Origin of the sequence: Paracoccus ferrooxidans (assembly GCF_029909815.1) — a bacterium.
Taxonomy (GTDB): domain Bacteria; phylum Pseudomonadota; class Alphaproteobacteria; order Rhodobacterales; family Rhodobacteraceae; genus Paracoccus; species Paracoccus versutus.
On the sequence record NZ_CP038198.1, the window covers coordinates 1,466,642 to 1,485,198 of the forward strand.

Below are 18,557 nucleotides of genomic sequence, written 5' to 3' on the forward strand. Positions count from 1 at the left end.
TTCAGCCTCCCGCGGAATTGGCGAGGATGAGCGTGCCAAGCACGCCGAGGTCATGTGCCGCCTGGTATTCGGTGCGCTTTCTGGCGTCATAGGTGGCGATGCTGTCGATCTGCGCGTCGTAGAGGTCGCGCCCGGTGGTCAGCAGGTCGATCAGTTCCCGCTGGCCGCCGACGAATTGCTCTTCATAGCTGTCCAGCACCTGCTGCGCCTGCGCCAGCTGGCGGGATTGCGACGCCTCGCTGGCCCGCAGCACGCGCACGCGCTCGACCGCGCTTTGGGCGCCGTTGGCCAGGTTGCGCCGGATCGCCTCCATGTTGGAGCGCGCCGCATCCGCCTCGAGCTGCGCCGACTGGATCTGCCGGCCGCTGAAGCTGCCCGCGTTCAGGTCGACGCCGGCGGCCAGCCCGACCGCGGTGCGGCTGCGCCCGCCATCCAGGTCGGCGCGGCCCTGCGCCTGCAGGCGGATCACCGGCAGCCGTGCGGCCCGCGCCAGCGCGATCCCGGCCTCGGCCACGCCCAGCTCCGCGTTGGCGGCGATGAAATCCGGCGACAGGCGGACCGCCGCCTCGACCGCATCGGCCTTGGCGTAGCGGCCGGCAAAGCCCAGCTCCGGCGGCTTGGCGATGCTGCCCGGCGCCCGCCCCATCAGGAAGGCAAGCTGCGAAAGCGCCAGCCCGCGCTCGCTGGTCAGCTGGTCCAGCCGCTCCTCGGTCCGGGAGATTTCCAGCTCCGCCCGCGCGACCTCTCCGCTGTCGCCCAGCCCGCCCTGGGCGCGGGCCGCGGCATGTCCCGCGATCCGCTGGGCAAAGCCCAGATAGTCGCGGGTGCGGGCGATCTTCCTGTCCAGCACCTCGATGTCGAGATAGAAGTTCGAAACCTCCAGCGTCAGCTGCTCGATCCCCATCTTCAGCTCGGAGACGGATTTCACCCGCTCCTGCGAGGTGCTGGCGATCAGGTTGCGCACCCGGCCCCAGTCATACAGCACCTGCGAGACCGTCAGCGTCACCCCGGCGCCGTTGGCATCGGTGGTGTTGGTATCGGCCGAAATGCTGAACTGCGGATAGCGCTGGTCCCTGGCCGCCTCGATGTCGACCGAGCGGCGCGCGACCTGCTGGCGCATCGCCGTGATCCCCGGATCGCGTTCCGAAGCGACAAGCACCGCCTGGGGCAAGGTGGTGGCCTGCGCGGCGGCGGGCGTGCCGCCCAGAACGGCAAGGATCAGGGCCAGGGCCGCAACGCCGCGCCTTCTGGAAAAGAACCGGGTTTCGGAGCCGCTGGGCAGCGCAAGGCGCGACAGATTATGTCTTATAAGAATCATGGATGGCATCCGCCGGATCTTCTTCGCAAGGCCGCGCATGTCGGCGGTTCTGTGGCTTTACTTCGGACAAAACAGTTCGTTGTGGCAAGAGGGCAGCGCCAATATGCACAGGATGAACGGCTCGTCCATTTGCCTTAAAAGACTAATTTACGCATTATCTCCGCGCTGCGTATGCTCGCAGGTCGGCTGTCAGTGGTTGTCGTCGTCGCCCGGGAACAGGCCAAGCTGGCCCAGCAGCCCGCCGCCGCCCAGAAGCGACGAGGCGGCTTCGCTCTCGACCGCATCTTCTCCGAACAGCGTGGCGAGCGCGTTTTCGACGGCCGCATCCGCTGAAAAAAGCCCTCCCTCGCCGATTTCCGCGCCGATCGGGTCCAGCAGCGCCGCCAGGGGGTCGGTCACGCCGCCCGTCGCCCGTTCGCCGCTGTCGATGATCTCGTTGAGCAGGCTGTCCACCTCGGGATCATGCCCGGCCAAGGCGTCGCTGGCCGCCGCCTGGGGCTGGGCCAGGGCCGCTTCCAGCCCGACCACGCCCAGAAGGCCGCCCACCAGGTCGTCGGTCAGGGGGGGCTCGGCCGCGGGGTCGATGCCGAAGACATCCTGGTCCGAGAGCAATTCATGGAACAGCAGGTCCGTCACCATGTCCGATGCGTCGAACACCGCGCCGGCGATGGACGGATCGCCGCCGATCAGGCTTTCCAGGAAGCCGTCGTCATCGCCATGCTCTTCCCCGGTCGGGGCCCCGGCCGAAAGCTGCGGTTCCTGGCCGGCGCCTGCTGCCAGCAGCCCGGTCAACTCGTCCAGCAGGCCGCCGGCCAGCGGCAATGCCGGATCCGAGCCTGAAGCCGGCTCTGGCGCGGCTTGCCCGGCGATCCCGGCCGCGATTCCCCCCAGCAGGCCGCCCTCGCCGGCGACGGGGCCAAGAACGTCCTGCACCAGGTCAAGCCCGGCGGATAGCGCGCCATCCTCGTCCAGGATCGGTTCGCCGGTCCCCACCGCATCGGCGACCGCGCCCAGCACGCCCGTCGTCAGAGCGCCTTCCTCCGACACGGGTTCAGCCAGCGAAGCAGCAAGCGCGCCGGGTTCTTCCAGAACCGGCGCAGGCGATGCCTGGGCCGGGACCGTGGCGCTTGACGCGCTTCCCCTGCCCAGCAGGCTGCCGGTCAGGCCGCCCAGCAGACCGCCCGGTCCAAGGATCGGACCCAGCAGACCGCCCTCCCCCAGGATCGGGGCCGTGATGCCGCCCAGCAACCCGTCTTCGGCCAGGATGGGCGCCGCGATGCCGCCCAGCAGACCGCTTTCACCCAGGATCGGCTCCAGCAAGCCTTCCTGGACGACCCCCACCACGCTGCCGAGCGCACCGTCCTCGCCCAGGATGGGGTCAAGGACCGCGCCCAGCAAGCCGTCGGGACCAAGGATGGGATCGACCAGCGAATCCGTCACCGTGCCCAGCAGTCCCTCGGGGCCAAAGACGGGCGAGACGAGGCTGTCGACCAGCCCGTCCTGGCCCAGAAGGGGATCAACCACGCTTCCCAGCAGCCCGTCTTGGCCCAGCACCGGCTCGAGCACGCTTTCCTGGACGACGCCCACCACGCCGCCGAGCGCACCGTCCTCGCCCAGGATGGGGGCCAGGACTTCGCCCACCAGCCCGTCGGGCCCCAGGATCGGGTCGAGCAGCGAATCCGTCACCGTGCCCAGCAACCCGTCGGGGCCGAGGATGGGCGAGACAAGGCTGTCGACCAGTCCATCCTCGCCCAGGACGGGGGCCAGGACTTCGCCCACCAGCCCATCAGGCCCCAGGATCGGATCGAGCAGCGAATCCGTTACAGTGCCCAGCAACCCGTCGGGGCCGAGAATGGGGGAAACGAGGCTGTCGACCAGTCCATCCTCACCCAGGACAGGGGCCAGGATGTCGCTCACCAGCCCGTCGGGCCCCAGGATCGGATCGAGCAGCGAATCCGTCACCGTGCCCAGCAACCCGTCTGGGCCGAGGATGGGCGAGACGAGGCTGTCGATCAGGCCGCCCTCGCCCAGGATGGGGGTGACGAGATTGCCCAGCAGTCCGTCCTTGCCCAGAATCGGCTCGAGCAGGCCCTCCTGGACGACGCCAACCACGCTGTCCAGCAGCCCGTCCTTGCCCAGGATGGGGTTCAGCAGATCGCTCACCAGCCCGTCCGGGCCAAGGATCGGGTCGACCAGCGAATCCGTCACCGTGCCCAGCAGCCCGTCGGCGCCGAGGATGGGCGAGACGAGGCTGTCGACCAGCCCGTCCTCGCCCAGAAGCGACCCGTCCGCCTCGGAAGGCGCATCTTCGGCAGCCGTCCCGTCCTGGGCGACAGGGCCCGCATCGGCGGCCGCAGCCGTCGGCCCATCGCCCGCAACGACGCGCGAAGGCGCAGCGGCCACGCGATCCGTGACCGGCGCGGCAGCCGGCGGCTCCGCCGCGGGCAAGGTGGTGTTGACGGCCGCGCGAATCGACAATTCGCCCGCCTCCTGATCGCCGATCCTGCCCAGGGGCGGCGCAAAGGCGGCCACGCTGTCGGCAGCCGGCGTGCCGCCGCCGGATGCTGCGGCATCAGCCTGCGGCACCTGCGACGCGCCCGCCGGCACGGCCGATTGCGCCACGGCGAACGCGCCGGCGGGCGCCATGCTGGCAAAGGTTTCCGCCCCCGCAACCGCCCGGTCGCCGGCAAGGTCCGGGGCTTTGCCGGGCTCCTCGGCGGCCTGGGACAGCAGGTCGGATTGCCCGGCATAGGTCGCGGTCTGGGTGGCAAGCCCCATGCCGATCGCGCTGAGGCCCAGGGCGGTGCCGCCCGCCCCCTCGGCAAGGATGCGCGGCTGGGCGTCCCGAGCGGCGGCGGCAGGGTCGGCCGGGATATTCGTCTCGGACCCGTGCCGCGCTGCGGCCTTCGTGGGGTCGGGCTTCTTTGCCGCCATTCCATCCTCGTTCAGCTCCGGCGGGCTTGAACTGCCCAAAGGTTTGGGCGCGCCGGGGCCGGGCAGGTAAATAACATACTATAGTATGCAGCCATTCCATTAGGATGGCAATGCGATTCCGCGCCCCCTTGGCGCGGGAGGCGGCGCATGGGCCAAGGGCGCTGGCCATGCCGGGAAACGGCACCCGACAGCGCCCGGAACGGGCGGGCATGGGCGCGCAGGCGACCGGGGCCAGCGCCAGGCCGACGGCATGGAGGTCGAGCGCTATCCGCGCCGCGCCGGCGGAACCGTTCGGCATGTCCGGCAACCGGCGCGGGCCTTGTCGCCCGGATCATCCACGGCTCGCCGGGCGTCAGGCAAAGCCGAACCAGTCCCCGCGCGAGCTGCCCGCGCCGCTTGGGGCCGCGCAGCGGGAAGCCTCGGCCGTAGTGTCCGGGCGCAGCCTGGTAGTGTCCCAGCCTTCCGCCGGCTCGTCGCGCCGCGCAAGGCCGTTCGCCGCCAGCGCGACCGTCCCGATCAGGAAATGCGCCCGCGGCGGCCCGGTCCGCCCAATCCGCGGCAGGACCGACGTCCTGCTGCTGGATCAGGGACACCCGGCATGCCGTAGAGCAGCGGGTCCACCGGGCGCGAGATGCGGTCGGTCCAGAGGATGCCGGCGCTGGCGGCCTCGACCAGCTCGATGCTGGCGGCCAGCATGTGCCCGGACAGCTCCAGCGTGCCGGTCAGGATGGAACGGGCGCCAAGGCGCGCCGATTGCCTGACAGTCGGGCCCGGCCCGGCCAAAGCGGAACGAAGAGTCCCGCGCGATCACCGCAAGCCAGCGCAGGCGCGACAGCGCGCGCAGGATCTCATGCGGCAGGGCCTCGGTCAGGATGGCGTGGTCATGCGACTAGCCGGAAGGGCGGAACGGCAGCGCCGCCAGCGCGGGGCCCCGTCGCGGCGGCGACCTGCGCAAGCGAACGGCGGGCACCAGCCGGAAACCGCGGCCGTGAACGGTGCGGACGATGTCCTGCCGCTCGCCATCGTCCCCGAGCGCAGCCCATGCGGCGCGGATGCGGGTGGCGGCGCCGGCGTCGGCGTCGGACACGACCCTCAGAGGACATCCACCATTCGCCCTTGCCGACCAGCCGCCCGCCAGCCCGCAAAAGCCCGCGCAGCACCAGGAACCCCTGTGGCTCCAGCCGAACCGCTCCGCCGCAGCTCGAATTTCTGGTCATCCCGCTCGAAGTCGCCGAAGATGTGGATCATGCGCAAGCCTATCGCAAAGCGGGGGCACCTGCACGACTTCTTCATGGTTCGATCAAGCATTCCGATCGCCGTTGGACCATGATCGCTTCATCTTTAGCCAAGGGAATCGGACCATGACGACGCAAGGCACAAGGACGACCGCCGGTCGCGGGCGGCTCTATGACAGCATCCTGGACACGGTGGGCGACACGCCGGTGATCCGCGTCAACAACCTGGCGCCCGACGGGGTGGATCTCTACGTCAAGGCAGAGTTCTTCAACCCCGCCGCCTCGGTCAAGGACCGGCTGGCGCTGAACATCATCGAGGCGGCGGAGCGCTCAGGCGCGTTGAAGCCGGGGCAGACCGTGGTCGAGGCGACCAGCGGCAACACCGGCATCGGGCTGGCCATGGTCTGCGCGCAAAAGGGCTATCCGCTGGTCGTCACCATGGCGGAAAGCTTCTCGGTCGAGCGGCGGCGGCTGATGCGGCTGCTGGGGGCAAAGGTGGTGCTGACGCCCCGCGCCGAAAAGGGCACGGGGATGTATAACAAGGCCGTGGAACTGGCGCAGGAACACGGCTGGTTCCTGGCCCGCCAGTTCGAGACCGCGGCCAATGCCGACATCCACGAGGCGACCACGGCGCGCGAGATCCTGGGCGATTTCGCCGGGCGCAGGCTCGACTGCGTGGTGACGGGCTATGGCACGGGCGGCACCGTGACCGGCCTGGCCCGCGTCCTGCGCAAGGAGCGCCCCCAGACCCGGATCGTGCTGGCCGAGCCGGCCAATGCCGCCCTGGTCTCCAGCGGCATCGCGCAGCAACGGGGCGCGGCGGATGCGCCGGCGGCCAGCCATCCGGCCTTCGAGCCGCATCCGATCCAGGGCTGGACCCCGGACTTCATCCCCTTCGTGCTGCAGGAGGCGCTGGACAAGGGCGGCTATGACGAGCTTGTCACCGTGCCCGGCGCGGATGGCGTCGCCTGGGCGAAAAAGCTGGCCGCGCGCGAGGGGATCCTGACCGGCATCTCGGGCGGCGCGACCTTTGCCGCCGCGATGGGCATCGCCGAAAAGGCCGTGCCCGGCACGGTGATCCTTGCCATGCTGCCCGACACAGGCGAGCGCTACCTGTCCACCCCGCTGTTCCAGGACATCCCCGAGGACATGGACGACGAGGAACGCGCGCTTTCCGAATCCACCCCCGGCTACCGGATGGGATGAGCGCCAGGGCCGCGCGCCCTGAGACGCTGGACCCCGAGGACTGGGATGCCTTCGCCTGCATCGCCCATGCCGCGGCGGGACGCCATCGCCCGCACGGCAGCCCTGCGCGACCGCCCCGTCGGGCACCCCATTGCCCCAGGCGGCGCGGAAGCCCTGCACCACGCGGATTTCGCGCATTGAAGATATGGATGATGCTCAAGGAACAAGGCGCGCGGATTTCGGGCGCAACATCGACCAGCTCCACCGCCTTGCCGCGAGGATCGACGCCCAGCCGCGGTGCGCCGCCTGTCGCCCGTCACGCTGGACATCCTCTGCTTCCGCCACGATCCGGGCGGGCTGGACGCAAAGGCGCTGGCGGCGCTGAACGCCGAGATCATGATGCGGCTGCAAGAACAGGGGGTGGCCGCCTTCTCGGATACCTGGGTGCATGGCGAACGCAGGCCGCAGGCCGCCTTGTGCCATCACCGGACCACGGACGCGGATCTGGACCTGGCGATGGCGCGGCTCTACGCCTGGGCAAGGCGCTGGCGTGATGCCGGAACGCCCGAGGGCGGGAAACAGCCGCCGGCCGATGACCGCAGCCCGGTCGCGTCGGATTGCAGCCTTCCCGAAGCGGTCAGCCGCAAACTGGCCCCTTGTCGGCCTGATGCGAGAGCCCGCCTCGGCAACTTGCGGGCATGGCCGCCTGCGCGTTCACGCCGTCGCCCGGCAGCCGGCGCAGAGCCCGGTTCCCGGCGATGTCATTCCTTCCCTTCGATGCCGTCCAGGAACCGCAGCACCTCGGGGCCCAGCCCTTCCACGATCCGCGCCACGCCCTCGGCATTCGGATGCAGCCCGTCGGGTTGCAGATAGGCGCCCAAGCCCGCGGGATCGCCCGTGCCTTCAAGCAGCGGCGCAAGGAAGCTGCCCGCCAGCGGCACGTCATGCGCCTGGGCCAGGTCCGGGTAGATCGCGTCGAAGGCCCGGCGGTATTCGGGGCCGTAATTGCCCGGCGCCTCCATCCCCACCAGCAGCACGGGCACGTCCTGCGCGGCCGCCTCGGCCAGGATCGCGTCCAGGTTGGCGCGGCTGACCTCGGGCAGGATGCCGCGCAAAAGGTCGTTGCCGCCCAGCGCCACGATCATCGCATCCGCCCCATCGGCCAGCGCCCAGCCGACCCGCGCCCGCCCGCCCGCGGTGGTGTCGCCCGAGACCCCGGCGTTCAGCACCGTCACCTCGCGCCCCTCGGCCCGCAGCCAGCCCTCCAGCTGCGGCACGAAGCCCTGGTCCGGCGGCAGGCCGTAGCCCTGCGTCAAACTGTCGCCCAGCGCCACCAGCCGCAGCGGCCCTGCCGCCGCCGGCAGCGCCAGCAGCGCCAAACCGATGAAGACCACGGACATCATCGCCATCATGCGGTTGCGGAAATCCCGCCCGGCCCCATATCCCGAGGCAGGACGGTCAGGTGAAGGACGGGTGATGACGGAGCCGGTGGTTTCGCTGCGCGAAGCGCGGCTGACGTTGATGGGAAACGCCGGTCCGGTGGAAATCCTGAAAGGCATCACCCTGGACGTGGCGCAGGGCGAGACATTGGGGCTGGTGGGTCCGTCTGGTTCGGGCAAGTCCTCTCTCCTCATGCTCATGGGCGGGCTCGAACGGGCCACGGGGGGCAGCGTCCGCGCGCTGGGTCGCGATCTGACGGCGCTGGACGAAGATGCGCTTGCCCGGTTCCGCAGGGGGAATATGGGCGTGGTCTTCCAGTCCTTCCACCTCATCCCGACGATGACGGCGCTGGAAAACGTCGCCGTGCCGCTGGAGCTGATGGGCGCGAAGGACGCTTTCGAACGCGCGGCCGCCGAGCTGGCTGCCGTGGGGCTGGAGAAACGCGCCGGGCATTATCCCGCGCAGCTGTCGGGGGGCGAGCAGCAGCGCGTGGCCTTGGCCCGCGCCGCGGTGACGCGCCCCGCGATCCTGCTGGCCGACGAGCCGACCGGCAACCTGGACGGAAGGAACGGCCGGGCGATCATGGACCTGCTGTTCGGTCTGCGCGACCGGCACGGCGCGACGCTGATCCTCGTCACCCATGCGCCCGAACTCGCGGCGCGCTGCGACCGGGTGGTGCATCTGGCCGACGGCCGGATCGAGGATGAGGCGGCCGGACAGAGGGCGGCGGAATGACGGCCCGGTCCCCTTGCCGCCCGGCGCGGGTGCCGGGCCGAAGCGCCCCCTGCCCCGCGGTCCGGCCATGAGCGCCCGCACGGCCCTGCGCCTTGCCCGGCGCGAGCTGCGCGGCGGGTTGCGCGGCTTCCGCATCTTCCTGGCCTGCCTGGTCCTTGGCGTCGCGGCCATCGCTGCGGTGGGCATCGTGCGCGCCTCGATCCAGGCGGGGCTGGCCGACCAGGGCGCGATCCTGCTGGGCGGCAATGCGCAGATGCAGTTCACCTATCGCCATGCCACCGAGGCCGAGCGCGCCTTCATGGATCGCGTCGCGCTGCGCACCTCCGAGGTAATCGACTTTCGCTCGATGGCCGTGGTGGGCGAAGGCGACGCGGCCGAGCATGGCCTGACCCAGGTCAAGGCCGTGGACGGCGCCTATCCGCTGGTCGGCACGGTCGAGTTGGACCCGCCGATGCCGCTCGATCAGGCGCTGGCGAACAAGGACGGCCTGCCGGGCGCGGTGATGGACCGGGTGCTGGTCGACCGGCTGGGCCTTGGCATCGGCGACAGGTTCCGGCTGGGCCTGCAATCCTTTCGCCTGGCGGCGGTGCTGGTGGGCGAACCCGACAGCGCCTCGGGCGGCTTCGGCCTTGGCCCCCGCACGCTGGTCGCCAGCCCGGCGCTGGCGGATTCGGGGCTGATCGGGCCGGGCACGCTGTTCGACACGCAATACCGCCTGCTCCTGCCGCCTGGGACGGACCTTGACGCCCTGCGGCAAGAGGCGATGGCCGCCTTCCCCGATACCGGCCTGCGCTGGCGGGACAGCCGCCGCGCCGCGCCGGGGATCGAACGCTTCGTGGACCGGATCGGGGCCTTTCTGGTGATCGTCGGGCTGGCTGGCCTGGCGGTGGGCGGGGTCGGCGTCTCGGCGGCGGTGCGCGCCTATCTGGCGGGCAAGACGGCGACCATCGCCACGCTGCGCACCCTTGGGGCCGATCAGCGGGTGGTGTTCCTGACCTATCTGTTCCAGATCGCGGCGCTGACCGCCCTGGGGGTCGGGGCTGGGCTGATCCTTGGCGCGGCCATTCCCCTGGCACTGGGGCCTATGATCGAGCACCTTCTGCCCGTGCCGGCGGTCTTTGCGCCCTGGCCCGCACCGCTGGCCGAGGCGGCGTTCTACGGCATCGCCACCGCGCTGCTCTTCACGCTCTGGCCGCTGGCGCGCACCGCCCGCATCCGGGCGGCGGCGCTTTACCGCGAGGCGGCGGGCGCGGCGCCCGGCTGGCCCCGGCCGGTGTGGTGGGCGGTGTCCGCGGCGCTGTCGGCCGTGCTGATCGGCGGGGCGGCGCTGTTTTCCGGCGTGCCGCAACTGGCGCTGGGGGCGGCCTTCGGCATCGTGGCGGCGCTGGGGGTGCTGGTCCTGTCGGCCGTGCTGGTGCGCCGCGCGGCGCGGTTCCTGGCGCGCAGGCCCGCCCTGCGCGGGCGGCCGACATTACGGCTGGCGCTGTCGGCCATCGGCGGGCCGGGGCAGGAAACCACCTCGGTCATCCTCTCGCTGGGGCTGGGCCTTGCTGTCCTGGCCAGCGTGGGACAGATCGAGGCCAACCTGCGCGCCGCCATCGACCGCGACCTGCCGGCCCGCGCGCCGGCCTATTTCTTCCTCGACATCCAGAACGACCAGATGGCGGCGTTCAGCGCCCGGCTGGATGCGGACCCCGGCGTGGAGCGGGTGGAAAGCGCGCCGATGCTGCGCGGCATCCTGACCCGCATCAACGGCCGACCCGCCGCCGAGGTCGCGGGCGACCACTGGGTGCTGCGCGGGGATCGCGGCGTCACCTATTCCGAAGCCCCGCCCGAAGGCACCACGGTGACTGCCGGCACCTGGTGGCCCCAGGGCTACGAAGGCCCGCCACAGGTCTCGTTCGGGGCCGAGGAGGCCGCGGAACTGGGGCTGACGCTTGGCGACCGGATCACGGTGAACATCCTGGGCCGCGACATCGAGGCCCGGATCACCAGCTTCCGCGCGGTCGATTTCTCGACCGGCGGCCTCGGCTTCGTCATGTCGATGAGCCCGAACGCGCTGAGCGGCGCGCCCCATACCCATATCGCCACGGTCTATGCCGGGACCGAGGCCGAGGGCCGCATCCTGCGCGATCTGGCGCGCGCCTTTCCGAACGTGACCGCGATCCGGGTTCGCGATGCGGCGGATCGGGTGACCGAGGCGCTCGGCGCCATCGCCTCGGCTGCCGCATGGGCGGCGGGGGCGACGCTCGTGACCGGGTTCATGGTGCTGATCGGCGGCGCCGCGGCGGGCGAGCGGGCGCGGCTCTTCGAGGCGGCGGTCCTGCGCACGCTGGGCGCGACGCGGGGCCGCATCCTTGCGTCCTTCGCGCTGCGCTCGGCGCTGATGGGGGCCGCGGCAGGGCTCGTCGCCATCCTTGCCGGTGGGGTCGCTGGCTGGGCGGTGATCACCTTCGTGATGGAGACGCGCTACGTGTTCGAGCCGGTCTCGGCGGTGGCGATCATCCTGGGCGGCGTGGTTGCGGTCATGCTGGCCGGCATCGGTTTTGCGCTGCGCCCGCTGTCCGCGCGCCCGGCCCAGGTGCTGCGGGCGCAGGACGGCTAGGGGGCGAGCCGCCCCGGCTTCGTGCCATCGGCACCGCGCCTATGTCTATCGGGCCCTCGCACTGGCATGATCGCCGTCGGCGAATACCGGAAAGGCCAGGCCCCTTGCAGCCCTTCAGCCTTTCCCGAGCAATGGGTGCCTGCTGATCCGCGCTTTCGTGAAGGAGGTTTGCCCAGGCGGAACGGCTGGCCATAGGTCTGGGTGTTTCGATCCACGCCTCCGCGAAGGAGGCGACCGGCCTGCATGGTGTAGGCCTGAATCCCCAAGGAGTTTCGATCCGCGCCTCCGCGCGTGGAATTGCGGAGATGATCCGGCGATGCCCATGGCCTGCGGCATGGTCCAGCGCAAACCCCAGCGAGGCCAGCGTCTTGCCGCCGCCGGTGGGCACGGTCAGGGTGAACAGTCCCGGCGCCATGGCCGCGCCGCGCCGGACATGGGCCAGGATATCGGCGCGCAGGCGGTTGATCGGGCCATCGCGGTCGAATTGCGCCATATGCGTGTCTAAGGCGCGTCTCCAGTCCGGCAACAGATCGGCCAGGGCCGGCCAGGTGCGGTCGGGCTGCCTGCCCTCGAGTCCGGCATAGAAGGACTCGGTATCGCGGAAAACGCCATGCGCGCGGCGCCCGACAGATCGAAACCGCAGGAGCCCGGCCGCATCTAGCGCCGCCAGTTCCCTGGCGAAGGGACCGAAATCCGAACCGGCCGCCGCCGAGATTTCCGGCGCAACAGGATCGCGGAAAGCGTCGAGCCGGCGCTCCATGCTGCTGTCCGCGCCATAGCGGTCGGGCAGGCCCGCATGTTGGCCCAGGATGGCATGGCCGATCACCTCGGCGCAGGGGCGCAGGCCGGCGGGTGACTGGGCGTAAAGCAGGGCGGCGCCGGCCGTCGAATGATCCACCCGGACATTCTGACCGTCGAGAAGGCGGCCGAAGGCAGGGTCATACTTGCCGAAGTCATGAAAAAGACCCGCTATATGCGCTGCGGCCTGCAACCCAGGGGCGCGCAGCGCGCCGCAGCCAGCGCGGCCGTGTTCCGAAGCTGATCGGCCGGCAATTGCCAGTCGGCGCGATCCTTGCGGCTACCCGTATGCGCACAATAGTTTGCCATCGCCATTCCCGCCCGGCCCCGCTGACTGGTTCACAGACCGACTCGTCAGCATCAGCCAGCATTCCGCGGGGCGGCCGTAACCCGCAAGCCACGGATCCGATTGGCAAACTCCTGCTCCAGATGGCGGCTGCCGGCAGTACCGCTTCGACGGATTGAACGGGCTTTTCCCGCCGCGGGAAATGGGTCGCGGCCGGGAGTCCCGATCAGGTGGCGATGCGCACGGGGACGGATTTCGCGGCGGGCGTTCCGGTGATGTGGTCGTGGTAGTCGAGCGGCATGAGCGGGTTCAGCTCCGGGTAATATCCCGCGACCGAGCCGCTCGGCATCGGATAGGCGACGACCGTCAGCCCCTCGACCCGCCGGGGCCGGCCGTCGCGGCTGATCGTCTCCAGCGCCACCGCCTGGCCGTCGGCAAGCCCGCGCGCGGCGATGTCGCCCGCATTCATGAACAGCACCATGCGGTCGCCGTGGATGCCCCGGTAACGGTCGTTGTAGCTGTAGATCGTGGTGTTGAACTGGTCGTGCGAGCGGATCGTGGACAGCCGCAGCATCTGCGGGTCGTCCACCGGGTCGTTGACCTCCAGCCCCGGCAGCGGCAGGAAATTCGCCTTGCCGTTCGGCGTGGCCCAGACGCGCCGGCGCGGCGGCACATCAAGGTGAAAGCCGCGCGGCGCCTTGATGCGGCTGTTGAAATCGGCATAGATCGCCGGATAGACATCCGCGATCCGGTCGCGGATCGCGCTGTAATCGTGGATGTATTCGCCCCATGGCGTGCGGCTGCCGGGCAGGGTGGCCAGGGCCATGCGGCAGACGATCTCGACCTCGGGCAGGCAGTCGGGGCCGGGCGGCTCCAGCACCCCGCGCGAGGCGGTGACGTTGGCCATGGCATCCTCGATGGTGACGAACTGCTCGCCCCTGGCGGTGCGGATGATCTCGGAACGCGCCACCACGGGCAGGATCAGCGCGTCCCGGCCATGGACCAGGTGGCCCCGGTTCAGCTTGGTCGCGATGCCGACGGTCAGGTCCAGCTTGCGCATCGCCGCATAGGTCCGCTGGGTGTCGGGCATGGCGCGGGCGAAATTCCCGCCCATGCCGATGAAGACCCTGGCCTCGCCGCGCAGCATGGCCTCGACCGACTCGACGGCGTGATGGCCGTGTTCGCGCGGCGGCTCGAAGCCGAAGACGGCGGCAAGCCGGTCCAGGTAGTCCTGCGACGGCTTTTCGTCGATGCCGACGGTGCGGTCGCCCTGCACGTTGGAATGCCCGCGGATCGGCGCGATCCCGGCCCCCGGCTTGCCGAAATTGCCGCGCAACAGCAGCAGGTTCGCGACCTGCTGCACCAGCCGCGACCCCTGCTGGTGCTGCGTCACCCCCATGCCATAGCAGATCATCGTCGCCTTCGAGCGGATATAGATCTCGGCCAGCCGCCGGATCTGTGCCTGGTCGATGCCCGAATGGCGCTCCAGCGCGGCCCAGTCCAGCGCCTCGATCTCGGCCCGGACCTTGTCCAGCCCCGCGGTATGGGCGTTGACGAAGGGCCAGTCGATGACGTCCTCGCCCGCCGCGTCGCGTTCGAAGATCACCTTCATCATCCCCTTCAGGATCGCCAGGTCGCCGCCGATCTTCACATGCACGAATTCGCTGGAGATCCTGGTCGAGCCGAAGGTCGCCATCTGGACCACGTCCTGCGGCTCGGCAAAGCGGATCAGGGCGCGTTCGGGCATGGGGTTGATGGTGACGATGGGCACGCCGCGTTTGCGGGCCTCGACCAGGTTGGTCATCATGCGCGGGCTGTTGGTGCCGGTGTTCTGGCCGATGACGAAGATCGCCTCGGCATGTTCGAAATCGGCCATGACCACGGTGCCCTTGCCGATGCCGATGGCGGGCTGCAGGCCGCGGCTGGTCGGCTCGTGGCACATGTTCGAGCAGTCGGGGAAATTGTTGGTGCCGAACTCGCGCACGAAGACCGCATAAAGAAAGGCCGCCTCGTTCGGCGTCCGGCCCGAGGTGTAGAACTCGGCCCGGTGCGGGCTGTCGAGGCCGCGCAGGTGCCGCCCGATCAGCGCGAAGGCATCGTCCCAGCCGACCGGGACGTAATGGTCGGTCGCGGGGTCGTAGCGCATCGGCTCGGTCAGCCGGCCCTGCATCTCCAGCCAGTAATCCGACCGCTCCATCAGTTCGGTGACGCCGTGGCGGGCGAAGAAGTCGCGGGTGACACGGGATTTCGTCGCCTCATGCGCCAGCGCCTTGGCGCCGTTTTCGCAGAACTCCAGCTTCTTGCGGCAATCGGCATCGGGAAAGGCGCAGCTGGGGCATTTGAACCCGCCGGGCTGGTTCATCGACAGCAGCGCGCGCGAGCCCTTGGTCAGCACGCTCTGCTCCATCAGCACCCTGGCCGTCGCCGCGGCCGCGCCCCAGCCGCCTGCGGGATGGTGATAGGCCTTGTAGACGGGCTTGCGGTCGGACATCGGCGCGGTTCTCCTGTCGGGCCGTGCAGGCCCCTGCCCCCGATGGCAACAGACCGGCGCCGCGATTTCAACGGACAGCCTGTCGGCCCGTCCTGGACAATCTGTCCGTTGATCTTGCCCCCGCCCCCTGCATCCGATGCTTGCCAAGCAAGGCGGGCCGGTGCCACTGTCCCGCCGAGGGAGAGGATGATGGGAACCCAGAACGACCCCCGCCAGGAAGCGCATGCCGCCCAGGGCGACGCGCTGGCGCAGGCCACGATCCTGGGGGTCGAGGACGAGCCGGGGATGCGCAATTTCCTGGAACGCATCCTGTCGTCGAAATGCCGCGCCATCCGGCTGGCCGCGAACACGGCCGAAGCCAGCGCGCTGGTCGCCCGGACCGATTTCGACCTGGTGATCCTCGACAACCTGATGGAGGGCCAGCGCGGGGTCGACTGGCTGCGGGAACAGCGGCCGCTGGGCTTTTTCCCGCCCGCGATCCTGATGACCGCCCATGCCGACCTGGATACGGCCATCCAGGCGCTGCAGGCCGGGGCCTCGGATTTCCTGCTCAAGCCGTTTCGCACCAACCAGCTGCTGAACACCATCGCCCGCTGCCTGGAAGGCGAAAGGTTGCGGCGCGAGAACCTGATCCTGCAGCAGGAATTGCGCAACAATATCGACCTGGGCCGCCTGCGCAGCGAGTTGATCGGCAGCTCGCCCGCCATCGAGCGCGTGCGCCAGGTCATCGCCCGCGTGGCGCCGACCCCGTCCTCGGTGCTGATCACCGGCGCCTCGGGCACGGGCAAGGAGGTCGCGGCGCGGATGATCCACGCCCTGTCCGACCGGACGCGGATGCCCTTCGTTGCGGTGAACTGCGCCGCCATCCCCCGCGACATGCTGGAGGACGAGCTTTTCGGCCATGTGCGCGGCGCCTTTCCCGCCGCCGACCGGAACCGCGAGGGGCTGTTCAGCTCGGCCCGCGGCGGGACGCTGTTTCTGGACGAGATCGCGGAACTGCCGGTCGCCTTGCAGGCCAAGCTGTTGCGCGCGATCGACGATCGCCGGATCCGGCCGCTGGGGTCCGAGCGCGAGACGGCGGTGGACCTGCGCCTGATCTTTGCCGCGAACGCCGACCTGGACCGCGCCGTGGCCGAGGGGCGGCTGCGCGCGGACCTGCTTTACCGCATCAACGTGCTGCATATCCACATGCCGACCCTGGCCGAACGCGGCGGCGACATGTTCGACCTGGCGGAACTGTTCATGGATACCCTGTCCCGGACGCTGGCAGCGCCCAAGGTGCCGATCACCCCCGAGGTGCGGGCCGGCATGGCGACCTATGACTGGCCGGGCAATGTCCGCGAATTGCGCAACGCCGTCGAGCGCGCGCTGATCCTGGGCCGCTTCACGCCGCTGGTCGCATCGCTGGGCAGGCGCGACGGCCAGACGCTGGCCGAGATCGAGCGGCGGGCGATCCTGGGCACGGTGGCCGCCTTCGACGGCGACCGCGAGGCGGCGGCGGCGCAGCTGGGCATTTCGCGCAAGACCATCGACCGCAGGCTGGCGGACTGGAATGGCTGAGCCGGCGCGTCCGCTCAGCCGCTCGGTGCGTCACAAGCTTCTGGCCATCGCCCTGCTGCCGGTGCTGGTGATCCTGCCGGTCTTTCTGGGGGCGACCATGCATCAATGGTCACTCAAGCTCGACCGGCTGCTGCTGGTCAAGGTCAACAGCGACCTGACCGTGGCGCAGCAATACCTGGGCCGCATCCTGGAAACCACCGGCGAGCGGATCGAGATGCTGGCCCGCTCCGAGGAATTCGCGCGCACGGCCGATCCGGCCGCGCTGCTGGACAGCCATCGCCACAGGCTGGGGCTGGACTACCTGTATCTGGCCCGCCCGGATGGCCGCGTGGTGGCGTCCAGCCCGCAAGGCATCCGCCCCGCACCCCCGCGCGACGCCGCATCCGCGCGAAACACGCTGGAGGTTTTCGACCGGGACCAGCTGCGCGCCCTTTCCCCGGCGCTGGCCGCGCGCGCCGAAATGGAACGGCCCGGCAACCCGGCGGCAGGCCGGGCCCCGGTCGAGACGCGGGGCATGGTGGCACAATCGCTCGTCCTGGCCAGGCTGCCCGGCAGCGAGGCCGAGGCGGTCCTGGTCGGGGGGATCCTGCTGAACCGCAACCTGTCGGTGATCGACAGCATCAACGCCCTGATCTATCGCCCCGAAAGCCTGCCCGAGGGCAGCCACGGCACCACCTCGCTGTTCCTGGGCGACATGCGCATCGCCACCAACGTCACGGTCCCCGGCGGCGTCCGGGCGCTGGGAACCCGCGCCTCGGCCGCGGTGCGCGAGCGGGTGATCGGCCAGGGGCAGGTCTGGCTGGACCGGGCGCAGGTGCTGGACGACTGGTATGTCTCGGCCTATGCCCCGCTGGCCGACGGCGCGGGCCGCACCATCGGCATGATCTATGTCGGCATCCTGGAACGCCCCTTCGCCGAAGCCCGGCGCCGCACGGTGGGCTGGGTGCTGGTCGGCTTCCTGTGCGTGGCGCTGGTGACGGTGCCGCTGTTCTTGCGATGGGCGCGCGGCATCTTTCGCCCGCTGGAGCGTATCGGCGCCACCTTCGAGCGGGTGCGGTCGGGCAACCTGGCCGCCCGCACCGGCATCAGCCGCGGCGACGACGAGATCGCCGAACTGGCCCTGGCCCTGGACGGGGTGCTGGCGCAATTGCAGGACCACGACCGGCGGATGCGGGCCTGGAACGACGAGCTGAACCGGCGCGTGGACGAGCGCACGGCGGCGCTGCGGCGGGCCGCGCAACAGCTTGAGACCGCGACATACCAGCTGGTCCAATCCGAAAAGCTGGCCGCCCTTGGCGAAATCTCGGCCGGGATCGCGCATGAGGTGAACAACCCGCTGGCGGTGATCCAGGGCAACCTGGACGTGCTGCGCGAGGTGCTGGGCAAGGCCGCCGCCCCGGCCGAGACCGAATTGCGGCTGATCGACGAGCAGGTGCAGCGCATCTCGCGGATCGTCGCGCAATTGCTGGACTTCGCCCGGACGGACCAGACCGCGGAAGAGCATCCCCTTTCCGATCCGGGCCGGGCCGTGGCCGATTGCGTGCCGCTGGTGGCGCATATGCTTGCCCGGTCCTCGGTCTCGCTGCGCCGGGACATCCGCTCGGATCGGCCGGTCCGCATCAGCCGCATCGCCCTGCAGCAGGTGCTGGTCAACCTGATCGTCAACGCGGTCCATGCCATGCCGCGGGGCGGCGAGATCCGCATCCTGGTGCAGGACCAGGACCGCGACGGCGCGGCAGGGGTGATGCTGCAGGTCTCGGACCAGGGCGAGGGCATCCCGCCCGAAGTGCTGAAGCGCCTGTTCGAGCCCTTCATCACCAGCCGCGGGCGCAGCGGCGGCACCGGGCTGGGCCTGTCGATCTGCCGCAGGCTGGTCGAACGGCAAGGCGGCAGCATCGCCGCCAGCAGCGATGCGGGCGGCAGCACCTTCCGCATCTGGCTGCCCGCCGCGTGATCCCGCCGTCCAGCCT

General features: G+C 70.4%; 11 protein-coding genes. 5 read left to right on the top strand and 6 right to left on the bottom strand.

The window, feature by feature from the left end:
- Position 1: 1 nt before the first annotated feature.
- From E3U26_RS07325 to E3U26_RS07335, 3 genes are all read right to left on the bottom strand, one after another.
- Entirely contained in the window at positions 2–1,318 is a 1,317-nt protein-coding gene (locus E3U26_RS07325; protein ID WP_499104675.1) for a TolC family protein, read from the bottom strand.
- Positions 1,319–1,507: 189 nt separating this feature from the next.
- Entirely contained in the window at positions 1,508–4,252 is a 2,745-nt protein-coding gene (locus tag E3U26_RS07330) for a hypothetical protein (protein WP_499104676.1), read from the bottom strand.
- Between the two features lie 516 nt (positions 4,253–4,768).
- Positions 4,769–5,035 carry a hypothetical protein gene (locus E3U26_RS07335; protein WP_243784731.1) on the bottom strand — a complete coding sequence of 89 codons (267 nt, stop codon included), beginning with the start codon at positions 5,033–5,035 and terminating at the stop codon, positions 4,769–4,771.
- A 578-nt stretch (positions 5,036–5,613) separates the two neighbouring features.
- Here E3U26_RS07335 and E3U26_RS07340 point away from each other — a divergent pair.
- Positions 5,614–6,693: a PLP-dependent cysteine synthase family protein gene (locus tag E3U26_RS07340; RefSeq protein WP_243784730.1), complete on the top strand. Its 1,080-nt coding sequence runs from the start codon at positions 5,614–5,616 to the stop codon at positions 6,691–6,693.
- Positions 6,694–7,433: 740 nt separating this feature from the next.
- On the opposite strand, the gene E3U26_RS07345 is transcribed toward E3U26_RS07340, so the two are convergent.
- Positions 7,434–8,075 carry an arylesterase gene (locus tag E3U26_RS07345; protein ID WP_114537724.1) on the bottom strand — a complete coding sequence of 214 codons (642 nt, stop codon included), beginning with the start codon at positions 8,073–8,075 and terminating at the stop codon, positions 7,434–7,436.
- 73 nt (positions 8,076–8,148) lie between these two features.
- Here E3U26_RS07345 and E3U26_RS07350 point away from each other — a divergent pair, with 73 nt between their 5' ends.
- Both E3U26_RS07350 and E3U26_RS07355 read left to right on the top strand, forming a co-directional pair.
- A complete protein-coding gene (locus E3U26_RS07350; RefSeq protein ID WP_036749790.1) occupies positions 8,149–8,847 on the top strand; it encodes an ABC transporter ATP-binding protein in 699 nt (232 codons plus the stop codon).
- A gap of 67 nt (positions 8,848–8,914) precedes the next feature.
- Positions 8,915–11,452: an ABC transporter permease gene (locus E3U26_RS07355; protein ID WP_499104677.1), complete on the top strand. Its 2,538-nt coding sequence runs from the start codon at positions 8,915–8,917 to the stop codon at positions 11,450–11,452.
- On the opposite strand, the gene E3U26_RS07360 is transcribed toward E3U26_RS07355, so the two are convergent.
- Positions 11,373–12,443, bottom strand: coding sequence for a CRISPR-associated endonuclease Cas3'' (locus tag E3U26_RS07360; protein WP_499104678.1), 1,071 nt, complete (start codon positions 12,441–12,443; stop codon positions 11,373–11,375). The two genes, E3U26_RS07355 and E3U26_RS07360, sit on opposite strands and share 80 nt — an antisense overlap.
- 319 nt (positions 12,444–12,762) lie before the next feature.
- Positions 12,763–15,027, bottom strand: a complete 2,265-nt coding sequence (locus tag E3U26_RS07365; protein WP_499104679.1) for an FdhF/YdeP family oxidoreductase — start codon at positions 15,025–15,027, stop codon at positions 12,763–12,765.
- Between the two features lie 189 nt (positions 15,028–15,216).
- Here E3U26_RS07365 and E3U26_RS07370 point away from each other — a divergent pair, with 189 nt between their 5' ends.
- Together E3U26_RS07370 and E3U26_RS07375 are read left to right on the top strand one after the other, a co-directional pair.
- The gene (locus E3U26_RS07370; RefSeq protein WP_499104680.1) at positions 15,217–16,587 is read left to right on the top strand and encodes a sigma-54-dependent transcriptional regulator; all 1,371 of its coding nucleotides are present in this window, start codon (positions 15,217–15,219) and stop codon (positions 16,585–16,587) included.
- Complete coding sequence (locus tag E3U26_RS07375) at positions 16,580–18,541, top strand: sensor histidine kinase (RefSeq protein ID WP_499104681.1); 1,962 nt, start codon at positions 16,580–16,582, stop codon at positions 18,539–18,541. Before E3U26_RS07370 ends, E3U26_RS07375 begins: the two co-directional genes overlap by 8 nt.
- Positions 18,542–18,557 lie beyond the last annotated feature (16 nt).

Coding starts and splice junctions, on each gene's coding strand:
- E3U26_RS07370 (WP_499104680.1), top strand. CDS start 15,217: ATGGGAACCCAGAACGACCCCCGCCAGGAAGCGCATGCCGCCCAGGGC.
- E3U26_RS07345 (WP_114537724.1), bottom strand. CDS start 8,075: ATGATGTCCGTGGTCTTCATCGGTTTGGCGCTGCTGGCGCTGCCGGCG.
- E3U26_RS07365 (WP_499104679.1), bottom strand. CDS start 15,027: ATGTCCGACCGCAAGCCCGTCTACAAGGCCTATCACCATCCCGCAGGC.
- E3U26_RS07340 (WP_243784730.1), top strand. CDS start 5,614: ATGACGACGCAAGGCACAAGGACGACCGCCGGTCGCGGGCGGCTCTAT.
- E3U26_RS07330 (WP_499104676.1), bottom strand. CDS start 4,252: ATGGCGGCAAAGAAGCCCGACCCCACGAAGGCCGCAGCGCGGCACGGG.
- E3U26_RS07375 (WP_499104681.1), top strand. CDS start 16,580: ATGGCTGAGCCGGCGCGTCCGCTCAGCCGCTCGGTGCGTCACAAGCTT.
- E3U26_RS07355 (WP_499104677.1), top strand. CDS start 8,915: ATGAGCGCCCGCACGGCCCTGCGCCTTGCCCGGCGCGAGCTGCGCGGC.
- E3U26_RS07350 (WP_036749790.1), top strand. CDS start 8,149: ATGACGGAGCCGGTGGTTTCGCTGCGCGAAGCGCGGCTGACGTTGATG.
- E3U26_RS07325 (WP_499104675.1), bottom strand. CDS start 1,318: ATGATTCTTATAAGACATAATCTGTCGCGCCTTGCGCTGCCCAGCGGC.